Here is a 22472-nt window from a genome sequence, read left to right as displayed (position 1 = left end):
GCAAGAAAAGAAATAGTCCCCTAGATACGCCTCTCCCGCCGCCACGTGCCGGGCGACACCCCATGCAGCGCCGTGAAGACCCGTGTCAGATGGCTCTGGTCGGCAAAGCCGCAGGCGACCGCAATCTCGGCGATGGAGGCCGTGCCGAGCAGCATCTGCCGCGCCTTCTCCGCCCGGTATTCCATGAGCCAGCGATGCGGCGTGCGGCCGGTGGATTTCTTGAAGGCGCGGATGAAATAGCTGGTCGACAACCCGCATTGCGCCGCGACATCAGATATCGTCGCCTCCCGCGCCGTCAGCGAGGCGAGGAACCCCGTCGCCATGTTGAGCTGGCGTGCTGAAAGCCCGCTGCTGCGTTCGACCGGCAGATTGATCTTGCCGTAGCGCGTCACCAGATGCGCCTGCAGCGCCAGCAGGACATGATCGATGAAAAGAGCGCTTGCATGCGCCGGCTGGCTGAGCGCCGGCAGGAGTGCCATTGCGAGCCCCTGCACGACCGGATCGAGCTGCCCCTGCCCGCAATCGAGCCCGTTAAAGCCGGAACGCCCCGCCTCGTAGCTGAAATCGGAAAGCCCCTGCCGGGTTATATTGAAACGCATGTTGTCGAAGGAGGAGCGATGATGGCAGCGCCACTCCTCCCCGAGATCGGTGATCGCCAGCGCACCTGCCGGATGGCCGCCGTCATGAACGAGCTTGCCGCGGCGCCAGAGGCGATGATTGTCGAAGGGCTTCAGCTGGGCGATGACGCTGAAAGCCTCCGCCTGGGGAATCGGCCCGCTCTCATCATGATCGGAGCTGTTGCTGCGCACACGCACGATCGACACCGCACCGGCCTGAAGCAATGAAATCTGTGGCCGAGACGCCAATTCAATCACCCCGTTTTCAAATTGCCTCCCGCTGTCACAATTACATCACTCCCCCTCAAAATCCACTGACAGAATTGAACGGCAGCCCCGTCTCCGAAGCTGCCGTCCACTCTGGTCACGCCGCCTCGCAGGTTCAGGCTGCTTCCTGGAACGCCTTTTCCAGTGTTGCGATATCGAGCTTGACCATCTGCAGCATCGCCTCGGTCATTTTTTTGGCATTGCCTTTGCGCGCGCCGCTCATCATCTCGGCCAGCGCCTTGGGCACAATCTGCCAGGAAAGACCCCAGCGATCCCTGAGCCAGCCGCAATGTTCGGTCGTCCCGCCATTGGCAAGAAAACCATCCCAGATGCGGTCGAGCTCCGCCTGATCTTCGCAGATAACCTGTATCGAGTAGGCATGATTGAACGGTTCGAACGGTCCGGCCCGCATGGCGACGAAGCTTTGCCCGCCGAGCGTGAACTGGATGATCTCCACGCTGCCGGGAGGGCCGCTTGGCGTTTCCGCCGGTACGATGGTGATCTCACCGATCGAGGAATTGGGAACGAGCGAGACATAGAATTCGACCGCCTCGCGGGCGCCTTCGGCAAACCAGAGATGCGAGATGACCTTGACCATGAAACATCCTCCTTTTGGTCGTCGTTCACTCCTCTAGGACGCGTGAACTCTGCCCATGCCGACAAGGCACCACAATATTTTTTGGGCTCCCTTTCCGGTCTCTCAGGGGCTTCCCGCATATCTCCGCAACCGAGAGCAATTTTCGACAAAAGAGGGTCAGAACCAACAATCTGATTTGGCTTTTGCCAAGTAGGTTCGCCGTCAATTCGCGCCCCTGCACTTGCGGGAAAGCGATGCCGGCCGATGCCCGCAAGCTCCGATAGCGGGCGCTCGGCGGTCCAATTCCTGCCTTCAAGGCCTCATGACCAGGGAGAACGATAGTGTCCAAATATCTTGAAGTCCTCACACCCCAGAACAGCCAGCTGATCTTCATCGACCAGCAGCCGCAGATGGCCTTCGGCGTGCAATCCATCGACCGCCAGACTTTGAAGAATAATGTCGTCGGCCTCGCCAAGGCCGCCAAGACCTTCAAGGTGCCGACATCAATCACCACGGTCGAAACCGAGGCCTTCTCCGGCAACACTTATCCGGAATTGCTCGCCGTCTTCCCCGAAAACACGATTCTCGAACGCTCCTCGATGAACTCCTGGGATGACCAGAACGTCCGTGACGCCCTGGCGAAGAATGCCGCCAACGGCCGCAAGAAGGTCGTCGTTTCAGGCCTCTGGACGGAAGTCTGCAACACCACCTTCGCACTCTCCTGCATGCACGACACCGACTATGAGATCTACATGGTCGCCGATGCCTCGGGCGGCACCTCTGCCGATGCGCATAAATACGCCATGGACCGCATGGTTCAGGCCGGCTGCGTTCCCGTCACCTGGCAGCAAGTGCTCTTGGAATGGCAGCGCGACTGGGCACGCCGCGAAACCTACGACGCCGTGACCGCTATCGTGAAGGAACATTCCGGTGCCTACGGCATGGGCGTCGATTACGCCTACACCCATGTCCACAAGGCGCCCGAGCGCGTCAAGCATGGCGAGCGCATCGGCCCGAACCCTGCCAAGTGAGCTTGATCGGCGGAAGCGGCGCGCCCGCTTCCGCCCACCACTGCATGCCGAAATGAATCGAGGACACCATGAAAATCTATCTGCTCTCCCTCGGAGCCGGCCTTCTCGTCGGCATCGTCTACAGCCTGCTCAACGTCCGCTCGCCGGCCCCGCCGGTCATCGCGCTCGTCGGCCTGCTCGGCATCCTCGTCGGCGAGCAGGTCATCCCGTTCGCCAAAACGCTGATCAACAAGGAGCCGGCGGCTGTTTCGTGGCTGAACCAGATCAAGCCGCACATGTTCGGTCACCTGCCGAAGGGCGGCCAGCTCTCAGAGATCAAGGCCGCCGCCATCAAGCCTTCCGACAAGGTCTGATACCCGCTCTCGCTCGAGGACGAAGATTATGGAAAATACGACCGCCGACCTCATCCTGCATCACGGCCTGATCACAACGCTCGACCGCTCCAATCCGGCCGCGAGTGCCGTCGCGGTCAAGGACGGGAAGCTCTTGGCCGTCGGCCACGACGCCGAGATCATGGCGCTCAAGGGACCGAATACAAAGATCGTCGATCTCAAGGGCAAGCGCGTGCTTCCCGGCCTCATAGACAACCATACCCACGTCATCAGAGGCGGCTTGAACTTCAATATGGAGCTCCGCTGGGACGGTGTGCGCTCGCTGGCTGACGCGATGGACATGCTGAAGCGCCAGGTGGCGATCACGCCACCGCCGCAATGGGTGCGCGTCGTCGGCGGTTTCACTGAACATCAGTTCGCCGAAAAGCGCCTGCCGACCATCGACGAAATCAATGCGGTCGCCCCCGACACCCCTGTCTTCATCCTGCACCTCTATGACCGAGCGCTCCTAAACGGCGCAGCTCTGCGCGCCGTCGGCTACACCAAGGACACCCCGAATCCACCCGGCGGCGAAATCACCCGCGATGCAAATGGCAATCCGACCGGCCTGCTGCTCGCCAAGCCCAATGCCGGCATTCTCTACGCGACGCTATCAAAGGGACCGAAGCTGCCCTTCGACTATCAGGTCAATTCCACCCGCCATTTCATGCGTGAGCTGAACCGCCTCGGGGTAACAGGCGTCATCGATGCCGGCGGCGGCTTCCAGAACTATCCCGATGACTATGCCGTCATCCAGAAGCTCGCCGACGAAGGCCAGATGACCGTGCGTCTCGCCTATAATCTCTTCACCCAGAAGCCGAGGCAGGAGAAGGAAGACTTCCTGAACTGGACCGCTTCGGTGAAATACAAACAGGGTAACGACTATTTCCGCCACAATGGCGCTGGCGAAATGTTGGTCTTTTCCGCTGCCGATTTCGAGGATTTCCGACAGCCGCGCCCCGACATGCCGCCGGAAATGGAAGGCGAGCTGGAAGAGGTCGTGCGGGTGCTTGCGCAAAACCGCTGGCCCTGGCGCCTGCACGCCACCTATGACGAGACGATCAGCCGCGCGCTCGATGTGTTCGAAAAGGTCAATCAGGATATCCCGCTCGAAGGCCTCAACTGGTTCTTCGATCATGCCGAGACGATTTCCGAACAGTCGATCGACCGTATCGCAGCGCTTGGCGGCGGCATCGCCGTGCAGCACCGCATGGCCTATCAGGGCGAATATTTCGTCGAGCGCTATGGTGTCGGTGCGGCCGAAGCCACCCCGCCCGTCGCTCGCATGCTGGAAAAGGGCGTCAAGGTTTCCGCCGGCACCGATGCGACCCGCGTCGCCTCCTTTAATCCCTGGGTTTCGCTCTCCTGGATGATCACGGGCCGCACCGTCGGCGGCATGGCGATCTATCCGCGCCGCAACTGCCTCGACCGCGAGACGGCGCTGCGCATGTGGACGGAAAACGTCACCTGGTTCTCCAACGAGCAAGGCAAGAAGGGGCGCATCGAGAAGGGCCAGTTCGCCGATCTCATCGTGCCGGACAAGGATTTCTTCGCCTGCGCCGAAGAGGAGATCTCCTTCCTCACGTCGGAGCTGACCATGGTTGGCGGCAAGATCGTCTATGGATCAGGCACTTTCGCGAGCCTCGATGAAAACCCGGTTCCACCGGCCATGCCGGACTGGTCGCCGGTGCGCAGCTTCAAAGGCTATGCCGCCTGGGGCGAACCCGAAGGTGCCGGCAAGAACTCGCTGCATCGCCTGATCTCGTCCTGCGGCTGCGCCAATGATTGCAACGTCCACGGCCATGCCCACGCCAATGCCTGGGGCTCGAAGGCGCCGGTCTCCGATCTCAAGAGCTTCTGGGGTGCGCTCGGCTGCGCCTGCTGGGCCGTCTGAGGATCGATCCGATGCATGCCCTTGAAATCCAACTTGCGTCCCTCGCCCGTCCTCTCTTCGGCGCGCCGTGGATGCGCTTCATCGCCTATCTCGGCCTCTGCGCCGCCTATCTGCAGGGCGGCCTCAACAAGCTCACGGATTTTCCGGGCGCGATCGGCGAAATGACCCATTTCGGCCTATCGCCCGCACCGGTCTTCGCGGTGATCGTCATCATCATCGAGCTTGCAGCCTCACTTATGATTCTCACCGGCTTTTTTCGATGGCTGGGCGCGCTCGCCCTCGGCTCCTTCACGCTGATGGCCACCTTCCTGGCCCTGCGTTTCTGGGAATTGCCTCAGGGAATGGAGCGCTTCATGGCAGCCAATTCCTTCTTTGAACATCTGGGCCTCGTCGGCGGCTTCCTGCTCGCCGCCTGGCTCGATCTCAGGGAAAAAGCATAGGGCAACCTGCACCAAAGCATCGCTTCCGCTGACCCCTGCAAACATGTTTTCTGACCGTGTCAGCACCACGCTGCAACCCATCCGCCTCAGGGCACAGATCCTCCCAACCCCAGCATAGGACAAATTCAATGCCGACGATCACCACCAAGGACGGAACGACGATTTATTACCAGGATTGGGGCAACGGCCAGCCGATCCTCTTCTCCCACGGTTGGCCTCTGTCGGGCGATGCCTGGGAAGTCCAGATGCTCTACTTTGCCCAGCAGGGCTACCGCGTCATCGCCCATGACCGCCGCGGACACGGCAAGTCCTCCCAACCGTGGAACGGCAACAATATGGATCAGTATGCCGATGACCTCGCCGAGCTCATCGAGAAGCTCGACCTCAAGAACCTGATCATGATCGGCCATTCCACCGGCGGCGGCGAAGTCGCCCATTATATCGGCCGCCATGGCACGAACCGCGTCGCCAAGGTCGTGCTCGTCGGCGCCGTTCCACCGCTCATGCTGAAGACGCCTGCTAATCCCGAGGGCACGCCGATCGAAGTCTTCGACGGCATCCGCAAGGGCACGGCCGGCGACCGCTCGCAATTCTACCGCGACCTCACCATCCCCTTCTACGGCTTCAACCGCGACGGCGCCAAGGTCAACGAAGGCCTGCGCGAAACCTTCTGGCTGATGGGCATGGCCGGCGGCATCAAGGGCCATTACGATTGCATCCATGAATTCTCCGAGGTCGATTACAGCGAAGACCTCAGGAAGATCGACGTTCCGGCCCTGCTCATCCACGGCGATGACGACCAGATCGTGCCGATCAAGGCCGCTGCCGAAAAGGGCATCAAGCTTCTGAAAAACGGCACGCTGAAGGTCTATCCGGGCGCCCCGCACGGCCTCGCCCAGACCGAAGCCGACAAGTTCAACGCCGACGTCCTCGCCTTCATCAAGGCCTAAGCATCCGACGCGCCAAGAGCGGCGAGAGCTGCCCGCCGCTCTTGGCGCCTCCTGCGACACCATCCAGGTCCGAGCCGCTTCAAGCAACGCGGACATTGCCATAGGGGAATTCCGCGGCAGCCATATTGCCGACATCCGCGCCGTCGCGGCGGAATGAACCGAGCGGCTTACAAAGGGAAAAAACGATGCGCCCAGCCCTGCCCGTACTCCTGAGCCTTACCGGCGGTTATGTCGATACCGCCGGTTTCCTGGCGCTCGGCGGCCTCTTCCCCGCCCATGTCACCGGCAACTTCGTGACATTGGGTGCAGCGCTGACTCACGGCACGACGGGCATCATCGCCAAGCTTCTGGCGCTGCCCGTCTTCTGCCTGACGATCCTCCTGCTGCGCTACCTCACGCACAATGTGCCGCCCGGCGACGAGAAGGGCCTGCGCATCCTGCTCGTCATAAAGCTTCTCTTTCTGATTGCCGGCGGCGCCTGCGCCATCTGGCTTTCCCCCTTCGCCAATCCCGATGGACTGCCGCTGGTCGCAACCGGCATGCTGCTCGTCATCGCCATGGCGATCCAGAACGCCGCCCACCGCATCCATCTCGGCGCCTCACCGCCGAGCACGCTGATGACCGGCACCACGACACAGATCATGATCGACCTCGCCGACCTCGCCCATGGCAGCGCCGGCGATCAGGCAAAGCCTGTAAAGGGCCGCCTGTCGCACATGGTGGTCGCCGTTTTCGCCTTCGCGCTCGGCTGCGGCCTTGCCGCCCTGCTGTATGCCACGGTCGGCACCTGGTGTTTTGCTCTGCCGCCGCTCCTTGCGCTGGTTTCGGTTTGCCTCGCCTTCGCCGGTCCGAAAACTGCCTGAAGTATCCCGCGCATAACGATGCAGCGGTTTTGCTATGACGACGTGTGTAAAACAAGGACTTGAGGATAGCTGAGCCGCTGGGAATGAAAGCAGAACAACTTTCTGGTCTTTCCCTCCCGAATCACTACATTACGCGGCATGACCAATAGTTTCGACGATATGCCCTTCTTCGATGAGGAACCGGGCGATGCGCCGCGCAAGCAGCAAGCACCTGCAGCACCTGCCCCAAGGGCGCCGGCTGCCGGCGGCGGCATTGCCGCCCGCGCCATGGCGGCTCGTGATGGCGGTCGCCCCGATTATCTCGCCGGCCTCAACCCGGAACAGCGCGAAGCGGTCGAGACGCTGGAAGGCCCCGTTCTCGTGCTTGCCGGCGCTGGCACCGGCAAGACCCGCGTTCTGACCACCCGTATCGCCCATATTCTTTCGACCGGGCGCGCCTTCCCCTCGCAGATCCTCGCCGTGACCTTCACCAACAAGGCCGCTCGCGAAATGAAGGAGCGTATCGCACTTCTCGTCGGCGGCGCCGTCGAAGGCATGCCCTGGCTTGGCACCTTCCACTCGATCGGTGTCAAATTACTCCGCCGCCACGCCGAACTCGTCGGCCTGCGCTCCGATTTCACCATCCTCGATACCGACGATGTGATCCGCCTCATCAAGCAGCTGATCCAGGCCGAAGGCCTCGACGACAAGCGCTGGCCGGCCAAGCAGTTCGCCGGCATGATCGATACCTGGAAAAACAAGGGCCTCGGCCCTGCCGATATTCCGGAAGGTGACGCCCGCGCTTTCGCCAATGGCCGCGGCCGCGATCTCTACTTCGCCTACCAGAACCGCCTGTCGACGCTGAACGCCTGCGATTTCGGCGATCTGCTGATGCATCCGATCGCGATCTTCCGCAAGCAGCCGGATCTGCTCAAGGAATATCACCAGAAATTCCGCTATATCCTCGTCGACGAGTATCAGGATACCAACACCGCCCAGTACATGTGGCTGCGGCTTCTCGCCCAGCGTGCCAAGGGCGAGCCGCAGAATGTCTGCTGCGTCGGTGACGACGACCAGTCGATCTATGGCTGGCGCGGCGCGGAAGTGGACAATATTCTGCGCTTCGAAAAGGATTTTCCTGGCGCCACGGTCATCAAGCTGGAGCGTAACTACCGCTCGACGGCCCACATCTTGGGTGCGGCCGCCCATCTCATCACCCATAATGAAGGCCGCCTCGGCAAGACGCTCTTCACGGATCGCTCCGATCCTGACGACGTCAAGGTGCAGGTCCATGCCTCATGGGATTCCGAGGAAGAAGCGCGTGCCATCGGCGAGGAAATCGAGCGCCTGCAGCGTGGCGATGCCGACGGCAAGAAGCATCTGCTGAACGACATGGCGATCCTGGTGCGCGCCTCCTTCCAGATGCGCGAATTCGAAGACCGCTTCGTCACGCTCGGCCTGAACTACCGCGTCATCGGCGGCCCGCGCTTCTACGAGCGCCTCGAAATCCGCGACGCCATGGCCTATTTCCGCCTCGTTTCCCAGCCGGCCGACGACCTCGCCTTCGAGCGCATCATCAACACGCCGAAGCGCGGCCTCGGCGATACGACGGTGCGCGCGCTGCACGACTATGCCCGCGCCCGCGATATCCCGATGCTCGCAGCCGCTGCCGACATGATCGAGACGGACGAGCTGAAGCCGAAGGCGCGCAAGGCCCTCTTCGACGTGATTCAATCTTTCCGCCGATGGCAGGAACTGCTTGAAAACACACCACATACCGAGCTTGCCGAACAGATCCTCGAAGAGTCCGGCTATACCGACATGTGGAAGAACGACAAGAGCGCCGAAGCACCGGGCCGCCTTGAAAACCTCAAGGAACTCATCCGTTCCATGGAAAGCTTCGAATCCATGCGCGGCTTCTTGGAGCACGTCTCGCTCGTCATGGATGCCGAGACCAACGAAAATCTAGACGCCGTCTCCATCATGACGCTGCACTCGGCCAAAGGTCTGGAATTCGACACCGTCTTCCTGCCGGGCTGGGAGGAAGGCCTCTTCCCGCACCAGCGTTCCCTCGATGAATCCGGCCGCGCCGGCCTCGAGGAAGAACGCCGCCTCGCCTATGTGGGCATCACCCGCGCCAAGCACCGCTGCCACATCTGGTTTGTCTCGAATCGCCGCATCCACGGCCTCTGGCAATCGACCATCCCCTCGCGTTTCCTCGACGAGCTGCCGGAAACCCATGTGGAAGTGGCCGAGATGGAGCAGAATTACGGTGGCTACGGCCGCGGCGGCGGTTACGGCCAGTCCCGCTTCGACAAGGCCGACCCCTTCGCCAATTCCTATTCCACGCCCGGCTGGAAACGCGCCCAGCAGAACAAGACCGACGCCACCCGCGACAATTGGGGCACCCGCTCCGGTCATGCGGTCGAACGCATCGGTTACGGTGAAAGCGGTCCGCGCGGCCGCACCATCGAAGGCGAACTGGTGGCGAAATCCACCGCCACCGAACCCTCGCGCTTCGCCCTCGGCGACCGCGTCTTCCACCAGAAATTCGGCAACGGCTCGATATCAGGCATCGAAGGCAACAAGCTGACCATCGATTTCGACCGCGCCGGTCAGAAGCGCGTGCTGGACGGATTTGTGGAACGGGTTTGACCGCTCCACTGTCTCGGCGCTTTGCCGGGAATCACAGGCCCAATAGTGCGTGCTTCTCCAGATGACAAAACGCCGCTTTGACCCGACTCGCAAACAGGCATAGCCCGGTCACTGCCCGCCCATGAAAGGCAGGCTTCACAAGACCTTCAGAGGAGGTTCAAGTGACCAGTGTTTCAGCCCTGGGCAGCACGCTGACCCAGTATAAAGCCCCCCTCAATCCCCTCGATACGAATGGCGACGGCGTCGTCTCTGCAGATGAACTCGCCGTCGCTTCCCAATCCTCGACCGCCAGTACCTCGTCCAACGGCGATGACTCCTCCTCCGGTACCGATGTCGTCCGGAAGATCACAGCCGATATTCTGGCGCTCATGCTCTCGCTCCAGAAAAGCGATGACAGCGACAGCCGGTCCGGCACCGATGACAATGGCGACAAGTCCAAGGGCGCACTCTCTGCTCTGGATTCGAATGGCGACGGCAAGCTCACCACCTCGGAAATCCTTGCGGCCGACCCGCAGAAGATTGCCGCCGCCGGCGGTGACGATGATGACGGCGGCCTGATGGCCAAAGTCCTGACGGACATGCAGACAGCACTTCGCGCATACCAGACGACCTACGGCAATTCGCCCGCCGCCAGCGACGACAGCGACCAGACGGCCTGATGCAACGAGGCTCCGCCGGGGGAGCCTCGCTGAGCGGGCAATACGCTTTCCTCAGTCGCAAAGACAGCCTCCCTTCGCCAGCGGCTTGTGCTGGCTTGATTTATCGGAGAGGTTGCGGGCATGGTCCTTCAGAGCGCCTCACAGGAGGCAGTCGCGGCCTGCCTCGATAGGATCACCGTCACAAACATGGGGCTGGCACCTGCAAACGATGCGATTCACGGCGCATCGGTTCGAACTGCTGCCGCGATAGCCGCATATCTTCGAACCAGATCCAACGACATATGAGATATCCAATGACAGCAATCCCGACGCTTCAAACCGAGCGGCTGATCCTCCGGCCTCCTGCTATGGAAGACTGGCCGGACTACCACGCGCTGATGACCTCCGATCGCGCCCTCTATATGGGCGGCCCGCATTCGACAAAGGCCGCCTGGGGCATGTTCTGCCATGACGTCGCCCTATGGGCGCTGATGGGCCACGGCGCCCTGATGATGGAGGATCGCGCCACGGGACGATGCCTCGGCCAGGTTGGCATCAATCACGGCCCGCTGTTTCCCGAGAGGGAACTGGGCTGGCTCGTCTATCCGCAGGCAGAGGGCAAGGGCTACGCCTATGAAGCTGCCGTTGCTTTGCGCGACTGGGCCTTTACGGTGCGTGGCCTGAAGACGCTGGTGAGCTACATCGCTGCTCCCAATGTGAGGTCGATCCGGCTCGCCGAGCGGCTTGGCGCCGTGCCGGATGCAACGGCGGCGCGCCAGGAGGGTGATACCGATGATCTGGTCTTCAGGCATCCGGCTCCATAGCCGCATGCATAAACCCTAATATAAAACGCGAGATACTTGCTGCTTTCGCGTATAACGCGAACGACGGCAGAAAAATACCTTGATGCTGCCATTTGCCACTCTTCATACTAGAAATAGCACTTGCGCCCAGCCCCCCGGGAATCCACTAGTTAATTGCGCCGAATGCGATTGGCATTTTGCGGTGCGGTATGCGTAAGGGATAGCTTGATGAAGGCGTTGCTGCTGGTCGATATTCAGAATGGCTTCTGTCCCGGAGGCAACCTGCCGGTTCTGGATGGGCATGCAGTCGTTCCCGTCGCCAACAGCCTCATCGACAGCGGCAAATACGATCTCATCGTCGCCTCGCAGGACTGGCACCCGGCCGACCACGGCAGCTTCGCCTCCTCCCATCCCGGCAAGGCCCCTTTCGAGATGGGCGAACTCTCCGGCAAGCCGCAGATGTTATGGCCGGATCACTGCGTGCAATACACGCGCGACGCCGAGCTGCACCCCGAGCTCCACTCTGCCCAAATCGACCTCATCCAGCAGAAGGGCGAAAACAAGAACGTCGACAGCTACTCCGCCTTCCGCGACAACGATCAGTATGCCCTGACAGGCCTTGCCGATTTCCTGGTCGATCAGGGCGTCACCGAACTCGACGTCTGCGGGCTTGCGACCGATTATTGCGTAAAATTCTCTGCGCTCGATGCGCTGGAGCTGATCCCTGGCGTCAAGGTCCGCTTTGTCGAGGACGCAAGCCGCGGCATCACGCCCGACGGTGTCGCTGCCGCCATCGACGAGATGCGTGCAAAGGGAATCGATATCGTCAAGAGTGCCGATATCCTCTCCGCCTGATCAGCTGTTCTTTTCGCCTTCCCGTTCGAGCAGATAGATCTCCTCTCCAAAATCCTCCATCTTCTTGAGGAAGGCGGCGTGGGCGTCGCGAAGCCCTCTGTTGTAGAAATAGGGGCCGATCTTCTCGGCGAAAAAGTCGAGCAGGAACTCGGCCGGCAGCACGCCGATCGGGTCGAGCTCGCGATCGAAATATTGGCGGATGTGCGAAACGATCTCCGCCTTTTCTTCCTTCGTAAATTCGATCTTCTTCATTGTCTCCTCCACCTGGCCGGTGACGTAAACCGGTAACGCTTCAGCAAAATCGATTGGTGAATCAAGGAAATTCAATTGCCGCGGCGGGTGAGACACCATAGAGGGAAATTTCAATTCCAACAGGACCAATCCCATGAAACGCGCCGACTTTGTCGAAGGTTTGCGGGGCGGATTTGCCGTGGCGCTCGCTTCTGCTCCCTTCGGAGCGCTGTTCGGCGCCCTTGCTGCCGAGCAGGGCATGTCGCTCTCCGAACTCACCTTCATGAGCGCCACCGTCTATGCCGGCGCAAGCCAGATGGTCGGCATCGAGCTTTTCGGCCATGACGTCCAGGCCTGGGTGATCGTGCTGTCGATCCTTGCCGTCAACTTCCGCCACGTGCTCTATTCGGCGGCGATCGCCCGCTACATCAAGCATTTCACTCCGCTGCAGAAGTTCTTCACCTTTTTCCTGCTGGTCGACCCGCAATTTGCCGAAACCGTCAAGCGCGGCGAGGCAGGTCAGCCCGTCACCTTCACCTGGTATCTCGGCTTCGGCATCATCATCTACATTCCCTGGATTCTCATCAGCCTGATCGGCGGCATGCTGGGCTCCTTGATCGGCGATCCGAAAACGATCGGCCTCGATATCCTGCTGCCGGCCTATTTCCTCGGCATCGTGCTCGGCTTCCGTAAACGAGACAATTTCCTGCCCGTGGCGCTGACGAGCGCTGTCGCCTCAGTCATCGCCTATCATTTCGTCGGCTCCCCATGGCATGTGAGCCTGGGTGCTGCGGCCGGCATCATCCTTGCCGCGCTGATGCCCCTGCCCGCTGAGGAGCCGGATCTCGAAGCCGACGCCCTCAACACCGAAAACCACGAGGTCTGAGATGGAATTCGATCTCCACATGGCTCTCGTGATCCTTGCCGCCGCAGTCGCGACCTTCGCGACCCGTATCGGCGGCTACATCATGATCACCAAGATGAAACGCATTCCGCCGCGCATGGAAGCGGCGTTGAATGCCGTGCCGGCAGCGGTCCTGACGACGCTCGTCGCCCCCGCCTTCTTCATCGGCGGTTGGGATTCGAAACTGGCGCTCGCCGCCGCCCTCGTCATCGGCCTGCGCTTCTCGCACACCTGGATGCTCGTGGCCGCCTGGATCATCGTGATGATCTGGCGGCACACGATCGGTCTTTAAGTCAGAGGCTCGATTCCAACAGCTTAGTATTCCAGCGGCAGCGTCGCATTCTCCAGCCATGCCTTGACGTCATGGTCGTGGATCAGCGGCATCAGCGCCTCGCGCGTCTGGCGGTGGTATTCGTTGAACCAGTGCAGCTCGTCGTGCGTCAGCAATTCGGGAATGACGATGCTGCGGTCGATCGGGCAGAAGGTCAGCGTTTCGAAGCCGAGCATCGGCATATCGCCGCCTTCGATGGCTTCAGCCTCCCGCACATAGATCAGGTTCTCGATGCGGATGCCGAAATGACCCGGCCGGTAATAACCCGGCTCGTTGGAAAGGATCATGCCAGGCAGCAGTTCCTGTGTCGAAAGCCGCGAGATGCGCTGCGGTCCCTCGTGAACCGAGAGATAAGAGCCGACGCCATGGCCCGTGCCATGTGCGAAATCGGCCCCTGCCCGCCACAGCGCGATGCGCGCCAGCGGATCGAGGTCGCAGCCGCGCGTACCCTTGGGGAAACGCGCCGTGCTGATCTGGATCATGCCCTTCAGCACCAGCGTGAAGAAGCGCTTGTGCTCTTCGCTGACCGCGCCGATGCCGACCGTGCGGGTGATATCGGTCGTGCCATTCGTGTATTGCGCGCCGGAATCGATCAGGAAGAGTTCGCCCGGCTGGATATGCCGGTCGGTCGCCGTCGTCACCCGGTAATGCATGATGGCAGCATGTTCGCCCGCACCCGAGATCGTGTCGAAGGAAATATCCTTCAGCGGATTCTGCATGCTCTCGCCCATTTTCGCGCGGGCCGCTTCCAGGCGCTCGGCGGCACCGATCTCGGTGATCGTGCCGGGCTTGCTCTGAGACAGCCAATAGAGGAATTCGACCATGGCAGCGCCATCCTGCAGATGCGCGGCAGCCGAACCGTTGATCTCGACGCTGTTTTTCACCGCCCGCGGCAGCTTCGCCGGATCGGCACCCTCGACGACCTCACCACCCGCCTTGCGGATGATCTCGGCAAGCGCATAGGACGCGATATCGGGATCGATGAGGATACGTCCGCCATCCTTGGCGACTGCAGCTAGCTTCTCATCCAGCAGCGAGGGCGCAAGCTGGGTGGCGATCTGCGCGAGATAGGCTTCCGGCTCGATGCCGGTCTTGCGCTTGTCGAGGAAGAGCTCCGCCTTGCCGTCGGCATGGATGATGGCGCGCGCCAGCGGATGCGGCGTATGCGGCACGTCGGCGCCGCGAATGTTGAAGATCCAGGCGATGGAGGACGGATCGGCAATCAGCACCGCTTTGAGGTTCTTCTTGCCGAGATCGGCGGCGATCGTCGCGATCTTGTCCTTGGCGAGGATGCCGGCCTGCGCAACGTTCTGGATGACAACGACCCCAAGCGGCTCTGCCGGGCGGTCTGCCCATAGCTTGTCGAGCGGATTATGCGGCAGGAAGACGAGCGAACCGCCGATCTCGGACAGCGCCTTTTCGAGCTTGCGCACCTCCGCACCCGAATGCAGCCAAGGATCGATGCCGAGTCGCAGCCCGTTCTTGCCATGCGCCGGCAGCCAGACATGCGGCGGCTCGTTGACGAGATCCCCGCCGGTGAAGACTGCGCCGTCCACCTGTTCAGCGAGCTGAGTCACGTAACGTCCGTCGACATAGACGATCGCTTCCGTGCGGGTAATCAGCGCGACGCCCGCCGAACCGGTGAAACCCGTCAGCCAGGACAGCCGCTCGGCGCAGGCCGGCACATATTCGCCGTTGAATTCATCGGCGCGCGGCACGAGAAACGCATCGATGCCGAGCGCATCGAAACTCGCGCGCAGTGCGGAAACCCGTTCCCTGCCGAACTGCGGCGTGGAGGTGACTTCGAAAGACTGGAACATGCTGAAAACCCGAATGAATGAAACGAATCCGGTTAATGGGATAGCGGCCATGTTAGCGAATTTTCAGTCATTAGGGAGAAAAAGCGACGCGAAGCGCTTGGAAGCTGCCGGCCGCCCATTAATTTGGCAGAAATGTGTCTCGATGTGGGAAACTGGCACGCTTCATGCATTGCGCGCATGGCTCCCATGAAACAAACCCTCTGCCGCTGCATGAAGGAATAGCTATATAGGGCGCATCGAACGGTTCACGACGAACCACCAACAAAGGATTTTTTGAAATGACCGCCTCGCTCTCGCGCTTCGCTTACAGCAGCCCGGTACAGGCTGGCGAACGCCAGACTGTGCGTCATATCATCGGCGCCCGCCGCCCGCAGCATGAGGACAGCCTCAAGGTGCTCGCAGCAGGCCAGCGTTCCACGCGCCACAAGGGCGCACCGAGCTACGCATTCTGAGCTTAAAGCCCGTCCGATCCTCCTCCCTCCACCGGACCGGCCTATCGGAATGAAGTAGAGCCCGCTCGAGCATCTCCTCCTCCTTCGAGCTCGCGGGCATGACCGGATTTAAATGCCGGTTTAAGGCGGTGTCACTGACACCGCCTTTTTTCTTGCCTCTATTCCTGGGAAAACGCGCGTAAAAGAGATCAGGGACGATCCAGATGGATCGTCACCCAGCCGTTGCGCCAGATGGTGCGCACATGGCGTAGCTTGGCGCCATTATAGGCGGCCAGCACCTTCCAGCGCTGTGAGACGAGAATGCCGGACAGAATCACCGATCCGCCCGGTGCCAGATTGGTGACGAGCTGCGGCGCCATCTTGATCAGCGGCCGCGCCAGGATATTGGCGATGATCAGGTCGAACGGCCCATGCTCGGAAAAAGCCGTCGAGTGAAAGCCCGGTGCCGTCACAGTGCTGATGCCGCTGGTGATGCCATTGCGGCGAACATTCTCGGCCGCAACGCGAACGGCGATCGGGTCGATATCGGTCGCGAGTACAGGAATATTGCGGAGCTTGCGCACGGCAATCGCCAGAACACCGCTGCCCGTGCCGAGATCCAGCGCATTGCGTACCGTGCGCGCCCTCAGCACCCGGTCGATCACCTCAAGGCAGCCGGCCGTCGTGCCGTGATGGCCGGTGCCGAAAGCCTGGCCGGCATCGATCTCGATGGCGATGTCTCCTGATCGCACCTTGTCGCGGTCATGCGAGCCATGCACGAGGAAGCGCCCTGCCCTGACGGGCTTCAGCCCCTCCAGCGACTTGACCACCCAGTCCACATCCGGAATGACCTCACGCAACAGCGCTGCATCGGGAAATGTGTCCTTCAGCGCCTCTTCGATGCGAGAGCGCACCTCCGCCTCGTCCTCCGTCATCATGTAGACGGAGGCTTCCCAGATATCCTTCTTTTCATCGACCTCGGTCGTGCCGATGGCAAAATCTTCTTCGCCGAAAACCTCGCTCAACAGGTCGAGAATGTTCTCGGCCTGCTTTTCAGTCGTCGACACGTAAAGGCGGATTTCACTCACGATAGGCGATCTTTCCGGTTGCGTCGCCCGCTGCCGGTCTAAACGCTTTCAGCGGCCGGTCATCCCTTGGCGACGAGATTCTCAAGCTTCTTTATCGCCGTATCCGGGTTTTCGCCATAGGAGATCGTTCCCGAAAAACGCCCGGCCGAATCGAGCAGGAAGACCGAGGCCGTATGGTCCATCGTATAGTCTCCATCAGGATTGTTCTCATCGACCGGCACCTTCTTGGCGTAGACCCGGAAGCCCTTGATAACCTCGGCGATCTTGTCCGGCGGGCCGGAAATGCCGGTAATGCGCTTGGAAACGTTGGAGACGTACTGGTCCATAATCTCGGGCGTATCGCGCTCGGGATCGACGGTCACGAAATAGGCCTGCAGCTTGTTGCCCGAGGGATCGACCTTCGCCATCCAGCCATCGAGTTCGAAGAGCGTCGTAGGGCAAACCTCCGGGCAATGCGTGAAGCCGAAGAACAGCGCGGTGGGCTTGCCCCGCAAAGCCTGCTCCGTGATCGGCTGGCCGGTCTGCGATACCAGCGTGAACGGCACACCAAACGGCCCCTCGGCCACCACCTCCCGCGTCCGGCTCTGGTCCAGCGTGAACCAGCCGAGCACGCCGGCGAGCAGCAGCACTGCGATCCAGACGGCGATACGGAAATTCTTCATGGTATCTTCCTTACTAGCAATTCCAGCAAAAGTGCGCAGCGGTTTTGCGTCCGGAATTGCGTAAAAACAACATGCGGGTGCCCCACCCGTCTCGTCCGCGTGATTATAGTCGCGATCGTCAGCACGCAATTCAAGAATGCGTTTTCTCACCCGTGATTAATTGTCCCAGCTTGATGAATGCCAAATGCGGGCAAACGTCCTGAGAAAAACGCGTACAAAACGAATTATCGCGCCTTTCTAACGGCTTGCGGCAACCATCCCGAAGCAACCCCAGGAAAAACATCGTTAGGAAAAGCTTAATCGCGGATATCTATATTTAGTAATGCATACAGTGCTTCGGCGCTGTTCTGACATGAAGTCGGCCGGGGCATGAACCGGATCAGCATAAAAATCGAGGGAACGGAACCGCCTGGGGCGGAGGGTGGCTTTATGACAAATTCGACGGTTCGCAGAAACCTTTCGGTTGGGCAGCGGCTCTGGACGCTCGGCAGCGCTGCCTTCATCGGCTTCGGCTCGATGCTCGGCATCGGCTGGTACGAAAACATGCAGGTCGATATCGGCCTGCGCCGCGCCGATGAGATCCAGCAGAGTGTCGATCATATCAACGACATGCGCGTCGCCAATCTGACGCTGATTCTCGCCGCTATGGATACGATCGTCGACAAGGACGACAAGACCATCCAGCCAGACCGCCTGAAACTCGTTGCCGACTCGCTGACAGCTCTCTCCAGTGGCTCGAAGGAAATGAGCGCCCTCGCCGAGGAGCTGAAGGCCAGCGACCTCTTGAAAAGCTACGATTCTGATGTCGCCGGGCTTCGCCAGGCCATCCAGGTCGACCTCAAGGCGCTCGTCGAACAGGGCGCGTCCGATGCCGAATTCGATAAGATTGACGATCGCATCGACGCTGCCGGCGACAAGCTCACTGCCACCCTCGACAACTTTGCAAATGATGGCACCGTCTTTGCCCGCCAGCACGTCGAAAGCGCCAACGAGACCTCCCACAACTCGCTGATCATCCAGATCACGCTCGGCATTCTCGCCATCTTCACCATGTGCGTGCTGCAATATATCCATGGCGGTTCCATCCGCCGCGGCATCACTTCAGTACGCGAAAGCATGCTGCGTATTTTGAACGGCGATCTTGCAAGCAACATCACCGGCAAGGAGCGCGGCGACGAGATCGGCGAAATGGCCCGTGCGGCCGAGAGCTTCCGTCTTGCTGCCATCGAAAAGATCGATCTGGAAGCCCGCACCGAGACCGATCGCCAGCGCAGCGATGCCCAGCGCCGCGAGCACGAAGCCGCTAAGCTTGCGGACGCCGAGGCGCTCAGCACCGCCGTCACTTCGCTCGCACAGGGCCTCACCCGCCTTGCCAACGGCGATCTCACCGCAAGCATCGACCAGCCCTTCCGCGACGAGCTGGAACGGCTGCGTCAGGACTTCAACCAGACGGCCCTGCGCCTGCGTCAGGCGATGGGCGATATTGCCCTGAACAGCACGTCCATCCAGGCCAACAGCCGTCAGATGCGCGCCGCCGCCGACGACCTCGCCAAGCGCACCGAGCAGCAGGCAGCCTCGCTGGAAGAGACCTCAGCGGCGCTGGACGAGATCACCGCCACCGTGCGCAACGCCACCAGCCGGGCCGAGGAAGTCGGCCACATGGTCACCCACACCCGCCAGAATACCGAGAAATCCGATGCCATCGTCGGTGACGCGATGGCCGCAATGGAGCGAATCGAAGGCGCCTCCCGCGAGATCGGCACCATCATCAACGTCATCGACGAGATCGCTTTTCAGACGAATCTGCTGGCGCTGAATGCCGGCGTCGAAGCGGCGCGTGCCGGCGAAGCCGGTAAGGGTTTTGCGGTCGTCGCCCAGGAAGTGCGCGAACTGGCCGGCCGCGCGGCCGGAGCAGCCAAGGATATCAAGACCTTGATCGGAAAATCCGGCGCCGAAGTCAAAATCGGCGGCGAGTTGGTGACGGCTGCCGGCGAGGCTTTGCGCCAGATCGGCGAAGATGTTCTGCGCATCGACGGTCATGTTAAATCAATCGTAACCTCTGCGCGCGAACAATCGGTTGGACTGAACGAGATCAATACAGCCATCAGCCAGATGGATCAGGTGACGCAGAAGAATGCGGCCATGGTGGAAGAAACGAACGCCACCAGCCACACGCTCGCAACGGATGCGGAAAACCTGACGCAGCTGGTTCGGCAGTTCAATATCGGCGAGGGCATGAGCGCCCGTCAAACGCCGCGAGAAGCCTCCGCAGCCTCGCATCCGAAACCCTCACCCGCACGGAGCCTCATCGGCAAGGTCGCGGGCGCATTCACGGGCGGCGCTGCCGCCAGGACACTCGCCTCCTCTCCGGCCGGAGACAACTGGGAAGAATTCTGATCATGAGCAACGCCATCAAGCAGTCGGGCGCCTATCTCGAAATCGTCTCGTTCCACCTGGGCGACCAGGAGTTCTGCATCGATATCATGGCGATCCGCGAAATCCGCGGCTGGGCACCGGTGACCCCGATGCCGCATACCCCGCCCTACGTCCTCGGCCTCATCAACCTGCGCGGCGCAGTGATCCCGGTCATCGACATGGCCTGCCGCCTCGGCATGAAGATGACGGAACCGTCGGAGCGTTCCGCCATCATCGTCACCGACATCGCCGGCAAGCTGGTCGGCCTGCTGGTCGAACAGGTCTCCGACATGATGACCATCAAGAGCGAAGACCTGCAGCCGCCGCCGGAAATCATCCCGGAAGCCCAGCGCGCCTTCTGCCGCGGCATCGTGGCACTGGAAAAGACCATGGTCTGCTTCCTCAACCTCGACACCGTCATCGCCGACGAGCTGGCCCGCGAAGCTGCCTGATCGGTTTCATATTTCGAATGCGGAGGCTCGGCTTGTCCGGGCCTTTTTTTCATTGCGGCTTCCCATTCGTCCACACTACATCCTGCCCGTAGAGCGGAATGGTCGAAATCGACATCTTCGCCGAACCATCTGTCAGCTCGCGCGAATGAGCGAGATAGATCAGCGTATTGTTGGCCTTGTCGTAGATCCGGTTGACGGCAAGCGTCTTCCAGATCAGCGACATGCCCTGGCGGAACACCTCGCTGCCGTCCTTGGACATATCGATATTGCCGATCTCGATCGGCCCCGTCTGGCGGCAGGCGATGGAATTATTGGAGGGATCTTCGAACCAGTTGCCGTTCTTGAAGCGGTCGATCAGGCTGCGGTCGAAATAGGTGACGTGGCAGGTAATCCCCTTCACTTCGGGATCGGAGACCGCTTCGATGATGATGTCGTTGCCGATCCAGTCGACCCCGACCTTGCCGACGACCTCAGCTGAGGTCGCGCCTGCGGAGCCTGCAAGGAATGCTGCAGCAAGGAAGACATTGCGAAACGTGGACATGGCAACTCCCGTGTTGATCCCGCTAAGATAAGAATGGCCGGAATCTTTACAAGAAAACGCGAGGGCTCAGGCCTTGCGGCAGGTGCAAGGCTCGTAGCCGCCGGCCGTCAGCCTTCCGGGTTTCATGCCGATGACAGCAGGAATGGCGGCGACCGTTGCAGCTTTGACCGCCCTGGCCATCTCGATCGCCGCCGCAGCGCAGACGGCGGCATCTTCAGCCGCGTTGTGATGGACAAACCGCAGCCCAAGATGCTCAGCAATCAGGTTCAGCCGGTGCGACAGGAAATGCGGCCAGATGCGCTGCGCCATCTTCAGGCTGCAGAGATAGGTCAGCTCGGGATAGGACTGCCGGTAGAGATCGAGGCTCGCCCGCCAGACGCTGAAATCGAAAGCGGCATTATGGGCGATCATCGTCGCCCCCCTGAAATCGTCATGGAACTCGTCCATGACTTCAGGAAATTCCGGCGCATCCTCCACATGCTCAGGGCGGATGCCGTGGATCGCGATATTCATGCCGGAAAAGCGCATGTCACGCGGTCGGATCAGCCGTTCCTCAACCCGTATCACCTGCCCGTCCTCGATCCAGGCAAGGCCGACCGAGCAGGCACTACCGCGCTGTTCGTTGGCTGTCTCGAAATCGATGGCGATGGTTTTCAAGGGCAAATATCCGAATCGTCTGCTCTTCCGGAATAATCATAGCCGCATCCGAAGGCAAATTCCGGCCTGTTGACATCTGCACGCAAATGGCGAAACTTCCACCCATGATCAACTCTGTGACCCACAATATGCATCTTATTGCCACGACCCTTGCAGGGTACGCGGGAGAGATGGTGCGTCACTAGCCGTCCGATCATCCCCCGAGAACCCTGCCGAGGCGAGCAGGGTTTTCGAAAACTCCGCTCTCCTCTTTTCACACCCAAGGAGAGCATGATGTCAGCCAATCAGGATACCCCGCCCGAAAAGCCTTCGTTGAAAGGCCTCAGCGTTCGCGCTTTGCGCATGAGCGATGTCGAAGCCGTCACCGAGCTGATGAACCTGCCCGGCTACCGCGCCGGCACGCTGCGCCCACCTTTTCAAAGCGTCGATGCGGTGCGCAAGCGCATGGAGAACCCCTCACCCGGCGCCCTCAATCTCGTCGTCGAACTCGATGGCAAGCTCGTCGCCAATGGCGGCATGACCCGCTTCGAAGGACGGCGTCAGCACGCCGGAAGTCTCGGCATGGGCGTGCACGACGATTTCACCGGTCGAGGCATCGGAACCTTCCTGATGGCCGCCATCCTCGACGCCGCCGACAACTGGCACGACATCAAGCGGATGGAATTGACCGTCTACACGGATAACGAGACGGCCATCCGCCTCTACGAGAAATTCGGCTTCGAGAAGGAGGGCCTGTTCAGGTCCTTCGGCTATCGCGACGGGCAATATGTCGACGCCTATACGATGGCGCGGCTGAGGAACTAGAAGAGCGGCGGGCTCTAACCACAACTGGGTCCGCCAATCTCTCCTCCGTCATGCTCGGGCTTGTCCCGAGCATCTAATGCCGTCTCATATATTGATGCCTGGCAGATCCTCGGGACAAGCCCACTGCTGTCCGGTTTAAATATCTGGACAAGGCGCATGACATTGATTCTACTCTGTTTCAGACGTTTCGCGGCGT

Annotated in this window: 24 protein-coding genes; 16 read left to right on the top strand and 8 right to left on the bottom strand. The window is 60.8% G+C overall.

Annotated features, from left to right (window positions below; translation table 11 throughout):
- Positions 1-20 precede the first annotated feature (20 nt).
- Together FHT82_RS28095 and FHT82_RS28090 are read right to left on the bottom strand one after the other, a co-directional pair.
- On the bottom strand, positions 21-824 hold the full coding sequence (locus tag FHT82_RS28095; protein ID WP_348647670.1) for an AraC family transcriptional regulator: 804 nt from the start codon (positions 822-824) through the stop codon (positions 21-23).
- Positions 825-999: 175 nt separating this feature from the next.
- Positions 1000-1482, bottom strand: a complete 483-nt coding sequence (locus FHT82_RS28090; protein ID WP_183735992.1) for a VOC family protein — start codon at positions 1480-1482, stop codon at positions 1000-1002.
- Between the two features lie 320 nt (positions 1483-1802).
- On the opposite strand from FHT82_RS28090, the gene FHT82_RS28085 reads away from it, so the two are divergent.
- The 10 genes from FHT82_RS28085 (at position 1803) to pncA (ending at position 11940) form a co-directional block, all read left to right on the top strand.
- Positions 1803-2492, top strand: coding sequence for a hydrolase (locus tag FHT82_RS28085; RefSeq protein WP_183735991.1), 690 nt, complete (start codon positions 1803-1805; stop codon positions 2490-2492).
- A gap of 68 nt (positions 2493-2560) precedes the next feature.
- On the top strand, positions 2561-2845 hold the full coding sequence (locus FHT82_RS28080) for a XapX domain-containing protein (protein WP_183735990.1): 285 nt from the start codon (positions 2561-2563) through the stop codon (positions 2843-2845).
- A gap of 28 nt (positions 2846-2873) precedes the next feature.
- On the top strand, positions 2874-4757 hold the full coding sequence (locus tag FHT82_RS28075) for an amidohydrolase (protein ID WP_183735989.1): 1884 nt from the start codon (positions 2874-2876) through the stop codon (positions 4755-4757).
- Between the two features lie 11 nt (positions 4758-4768).
- The gene (locus FHT82_RS28070; RefSeq protein ID WP_183735988.1) at positions 4769-5197 is read left to right on the top strand and encodes a DoxX family protein; all 429 of its coding nucleotides are present in this window, start codon (positions 4769-4771) and stop codon (positions 5195-5197) included.
- A 128-nt stretch (positions 5198-5325) separates the two neighbouring features.
- A complete protein-coding gene (locus FHT82_RS28065) occupies positions 5326-6147 on the top strand; it encodes an alpha/beta hydrolase (protein WP_183735987.1) in 822 nt (273 codons plus the stop codon).
- A 185-nt stretch (positions 6148-6332) separates the two neighbouring features.
- A complete protein-coding gene (locus tag FHT82_RS28060) occupies positions 6333-7010 on the top strand; it encodes a YoaK family protein (RefSeq protein WP_183735986.1) in 678 nt (225 codons plus the stop codon).
- Positions 7011-7148: 138 nt separating this feature from the next.
- Positions 7149-9644, top strand: a complete 2496-nt coding sequence (locus FHT82_RS28055; protein WP_183735985.1) for a UvrD-helicase domain-containing protein — start codon at positions 7149-7151, stop codon at positions 9642-9644.
- 161 nt (positions 9645-9805) lie between these two features.
- Entirely contained in the window at positions 9806-10303 is a 498-nt protein-coding gene (locus FHT82_RS28050) for a hypothetical protein (protein ID WP_183735984.1), read from the top strand.
- A gap of 293 nt (positions 10304-10596) precedes the next feature.
- The gene (locus FHT82_RS28045; RefSeq protein ID WP_183735983.1) at positions 10597-11106 is read left to right on the top strand and encodes a GNAT family N-acetyltransferase; all 510 of its coding nucleotides are present in this window, start codon (positions 10597-10599) and stop codon (positions 11104-11106) included.
- Between the two features lie 207 nt (positions 11107-11313).
- Positions 11314-11940, top strand: a complete 627-nt coding sequence (gene pncA, locus FHT82_RS28040; protein WP_183735982.1) for a bifunctional nicotinamidase/pyrazinamidase — start codon at positions 11314-11316, stop codon at positions 11938-11940.
- Here pncA and FHT82_RS28035 read toward each other — a convergent pair whose 3' ends face one another.
- Positions 11941-12192, bottom strand: coding sequence for a DUF2164 domain-containing protein (locus FHT82_RS28035; RefSeq protein ID WP_183735981.1), 252 nt, complete (start codon positions 12190-12192; stop codon positions 11941-11943).
- A 133-nt stretch (positions 12193-12325) separates the two neighbouring features.
- Between FHT82_RS28035 and FHT82_RS28030 the strand changes: the two genes are divergently transcribed.
- Together FHT82_RS28030 and FHT82_RS28025 are read left to right on the top strand one after the other, a co-directional pair.
- The gene (locus FHT82_RS28030; protein ID WP_183735980.1) at positions 12326-13057 is read left to right on the top strand and encodes an AzlC family ABC transporter permease; all 732 of its coding nucleotides are present in this window, start codon (positions 12326-12328) and stop codon (positions 13055-13057) included.
- A 1-nt stretch (position 13058) separates the two neighbouring features.
- Positions 13059-13367 carry an AzlD family protein gene (locus tag FHT82_RS28025; RefSeq protein WP_183735979.1) on the top strand — a complete coding sequence of 103 codons (309 nt, stop codon included), beginning with the start codon at positions 13059-13061 and terminating at the stop codon, positions 13365-13367.
- A gap of 23 nt (positions 13368-13390) precedes the next feature.
- Here FHT82_RS28025 and FHT82_RS28020 read toward each other — a convergent pair whose 3' ends face one another.
- Positions 13391-15226 (bottom strand): aminopeptidase P family protein, encoded by a 1836-nt coding sequence (locus tag FHT82_RS28020; protein WP_183735978.1) that lies wholly within the window; start codon positions 15224-15226, stop codon positions 13391-13393.
- 278 nt (positions 15227-15504) lie between these two features.
- Between FHT82_RS28020 and FHT82_RS28015 the strand changes: the two genes are divergently transcribed.
- Complete coding sequence (locus tag FHT82_RS28015) at positions 15505-15678, top strand: hypothetical protein (RefSeq protein ID WP_018115709.1); 174 nt, start codon at positions 15505-15507, stop codon at positions 15676-15678.
- 188 nt (positions 15679-15866) lie between these two features.
- Here the strand turns inward: FHT82_RS28015 and FHT82_RS28010 are convergent, their stop codons facing one another.
- Both FHT82_RS28010 and FHT82_RS28005 read right to left on the bottom strand, forming a co-directional pair.
- Positions 15867-16745: a 50S ribosomal protein L11 methyltransferase gene (locus FHT82_RS28010; RefSeq protein ID WP_183735977.1), complete on the bottom strand. Its 879-nt coding sequence runs from the start codon at positions 16743-16745 to the stop codon at positions 15867-15869.
- 59 nt (positions 16746-16804) lie between these two features.
- Positions 16805-17407, bottom strand: coding sequence for an SCO family protein (locus FHT82_RS28005; RefSeq protein ID WP_183735976.1), 603 nt, complete (start codon positions 17405-17407; stop codon positions 16805-16807).
- Between the two features lie 429 nt (positions 17408-17836).
- Here FHT82_RS28005 and FHT82_RS28000 point away from each other — a divergent pair, with 429 nt between their 5' ends.
- Positions 17837-19804: a methyl-accepting chemotaxis protein gene (locus tag FHT82_RS28000; protein WP_183735975.1), complete on the top strand. Its 1968-nt coding sequence runs from the start codon at positions 17837-17839 to the stop codon at positions 19802-19804.
- Between the two features lie 2 nt (positions 19805-19806).
- Positions 19807-20274: a chemotaxis protein CheW gene (locus FHT82_RS27995; RefSeq protein ID WP_112568976.1), complete on the top strand. Its 468-nt coding sequence runs from the start codon at positions 19807-19809 to the stop codon at positions 20272-20274.
- Positions 20275-20323: 49 nt separating this feature from the next.
- Here the strand turns inward: FHT82_RS27995 and FHT82_RS27990 are convergent, their stop codons facing one another.
- Positions 20324-20815: a CreA family protein gene (locus FHT82_RS27990; protein ID WP_183735974.1), complete on the bottom strand. Its 492-nt coding sequence runs from the start codon at positions 20813-20815 to the stop codon at positions 20324-20326.
- A gap of 66 nt (positions 20816-20881) precedes the next feature.
- A complete protein-coding gene (locus FHT82_RS27985; RefSeq protein WP_183735973.1) occupies positions 20882-21472 on the bottom strand; it encodes a 3'-5' exonuclease in 591 nt (196 codons plus the stop codon).
- A 273-nt stretch (positions 21473-21745) separates the two neighbouring features.
- Between FHT82_RS27985 and FHT82_RS27980 the strand changes: the two genes are divergently transcribed.
- The gene (locus FHT82_RS27980; protein WP_183736130.1) at positions 21746-22276 is read left to right on the top strand and encodes a GNAT family N-acetyltransferase; all 531 of its coding nucleotides are present in this window, start codon (positions 21746-21748) and stop codon (positions 22274-22276) included.
- Positions 22277-22472 lie beyond the last annotated feature (196 nt).

It is taken from the genome of Rhizobium sp. BK275 (assembly GCF_014193555.1).
Taxonomy (GTDB): domain Bacteria; phylum Pseudomonadota; class Alphaproteobacteria; order Rhizobiales; family Rhizobiaceae; genus Rhizobium.
Note: the sequence above shows the minus strand (reverse complement) of the source record. Positions and strands in the feature narration are given on the sequence as shown.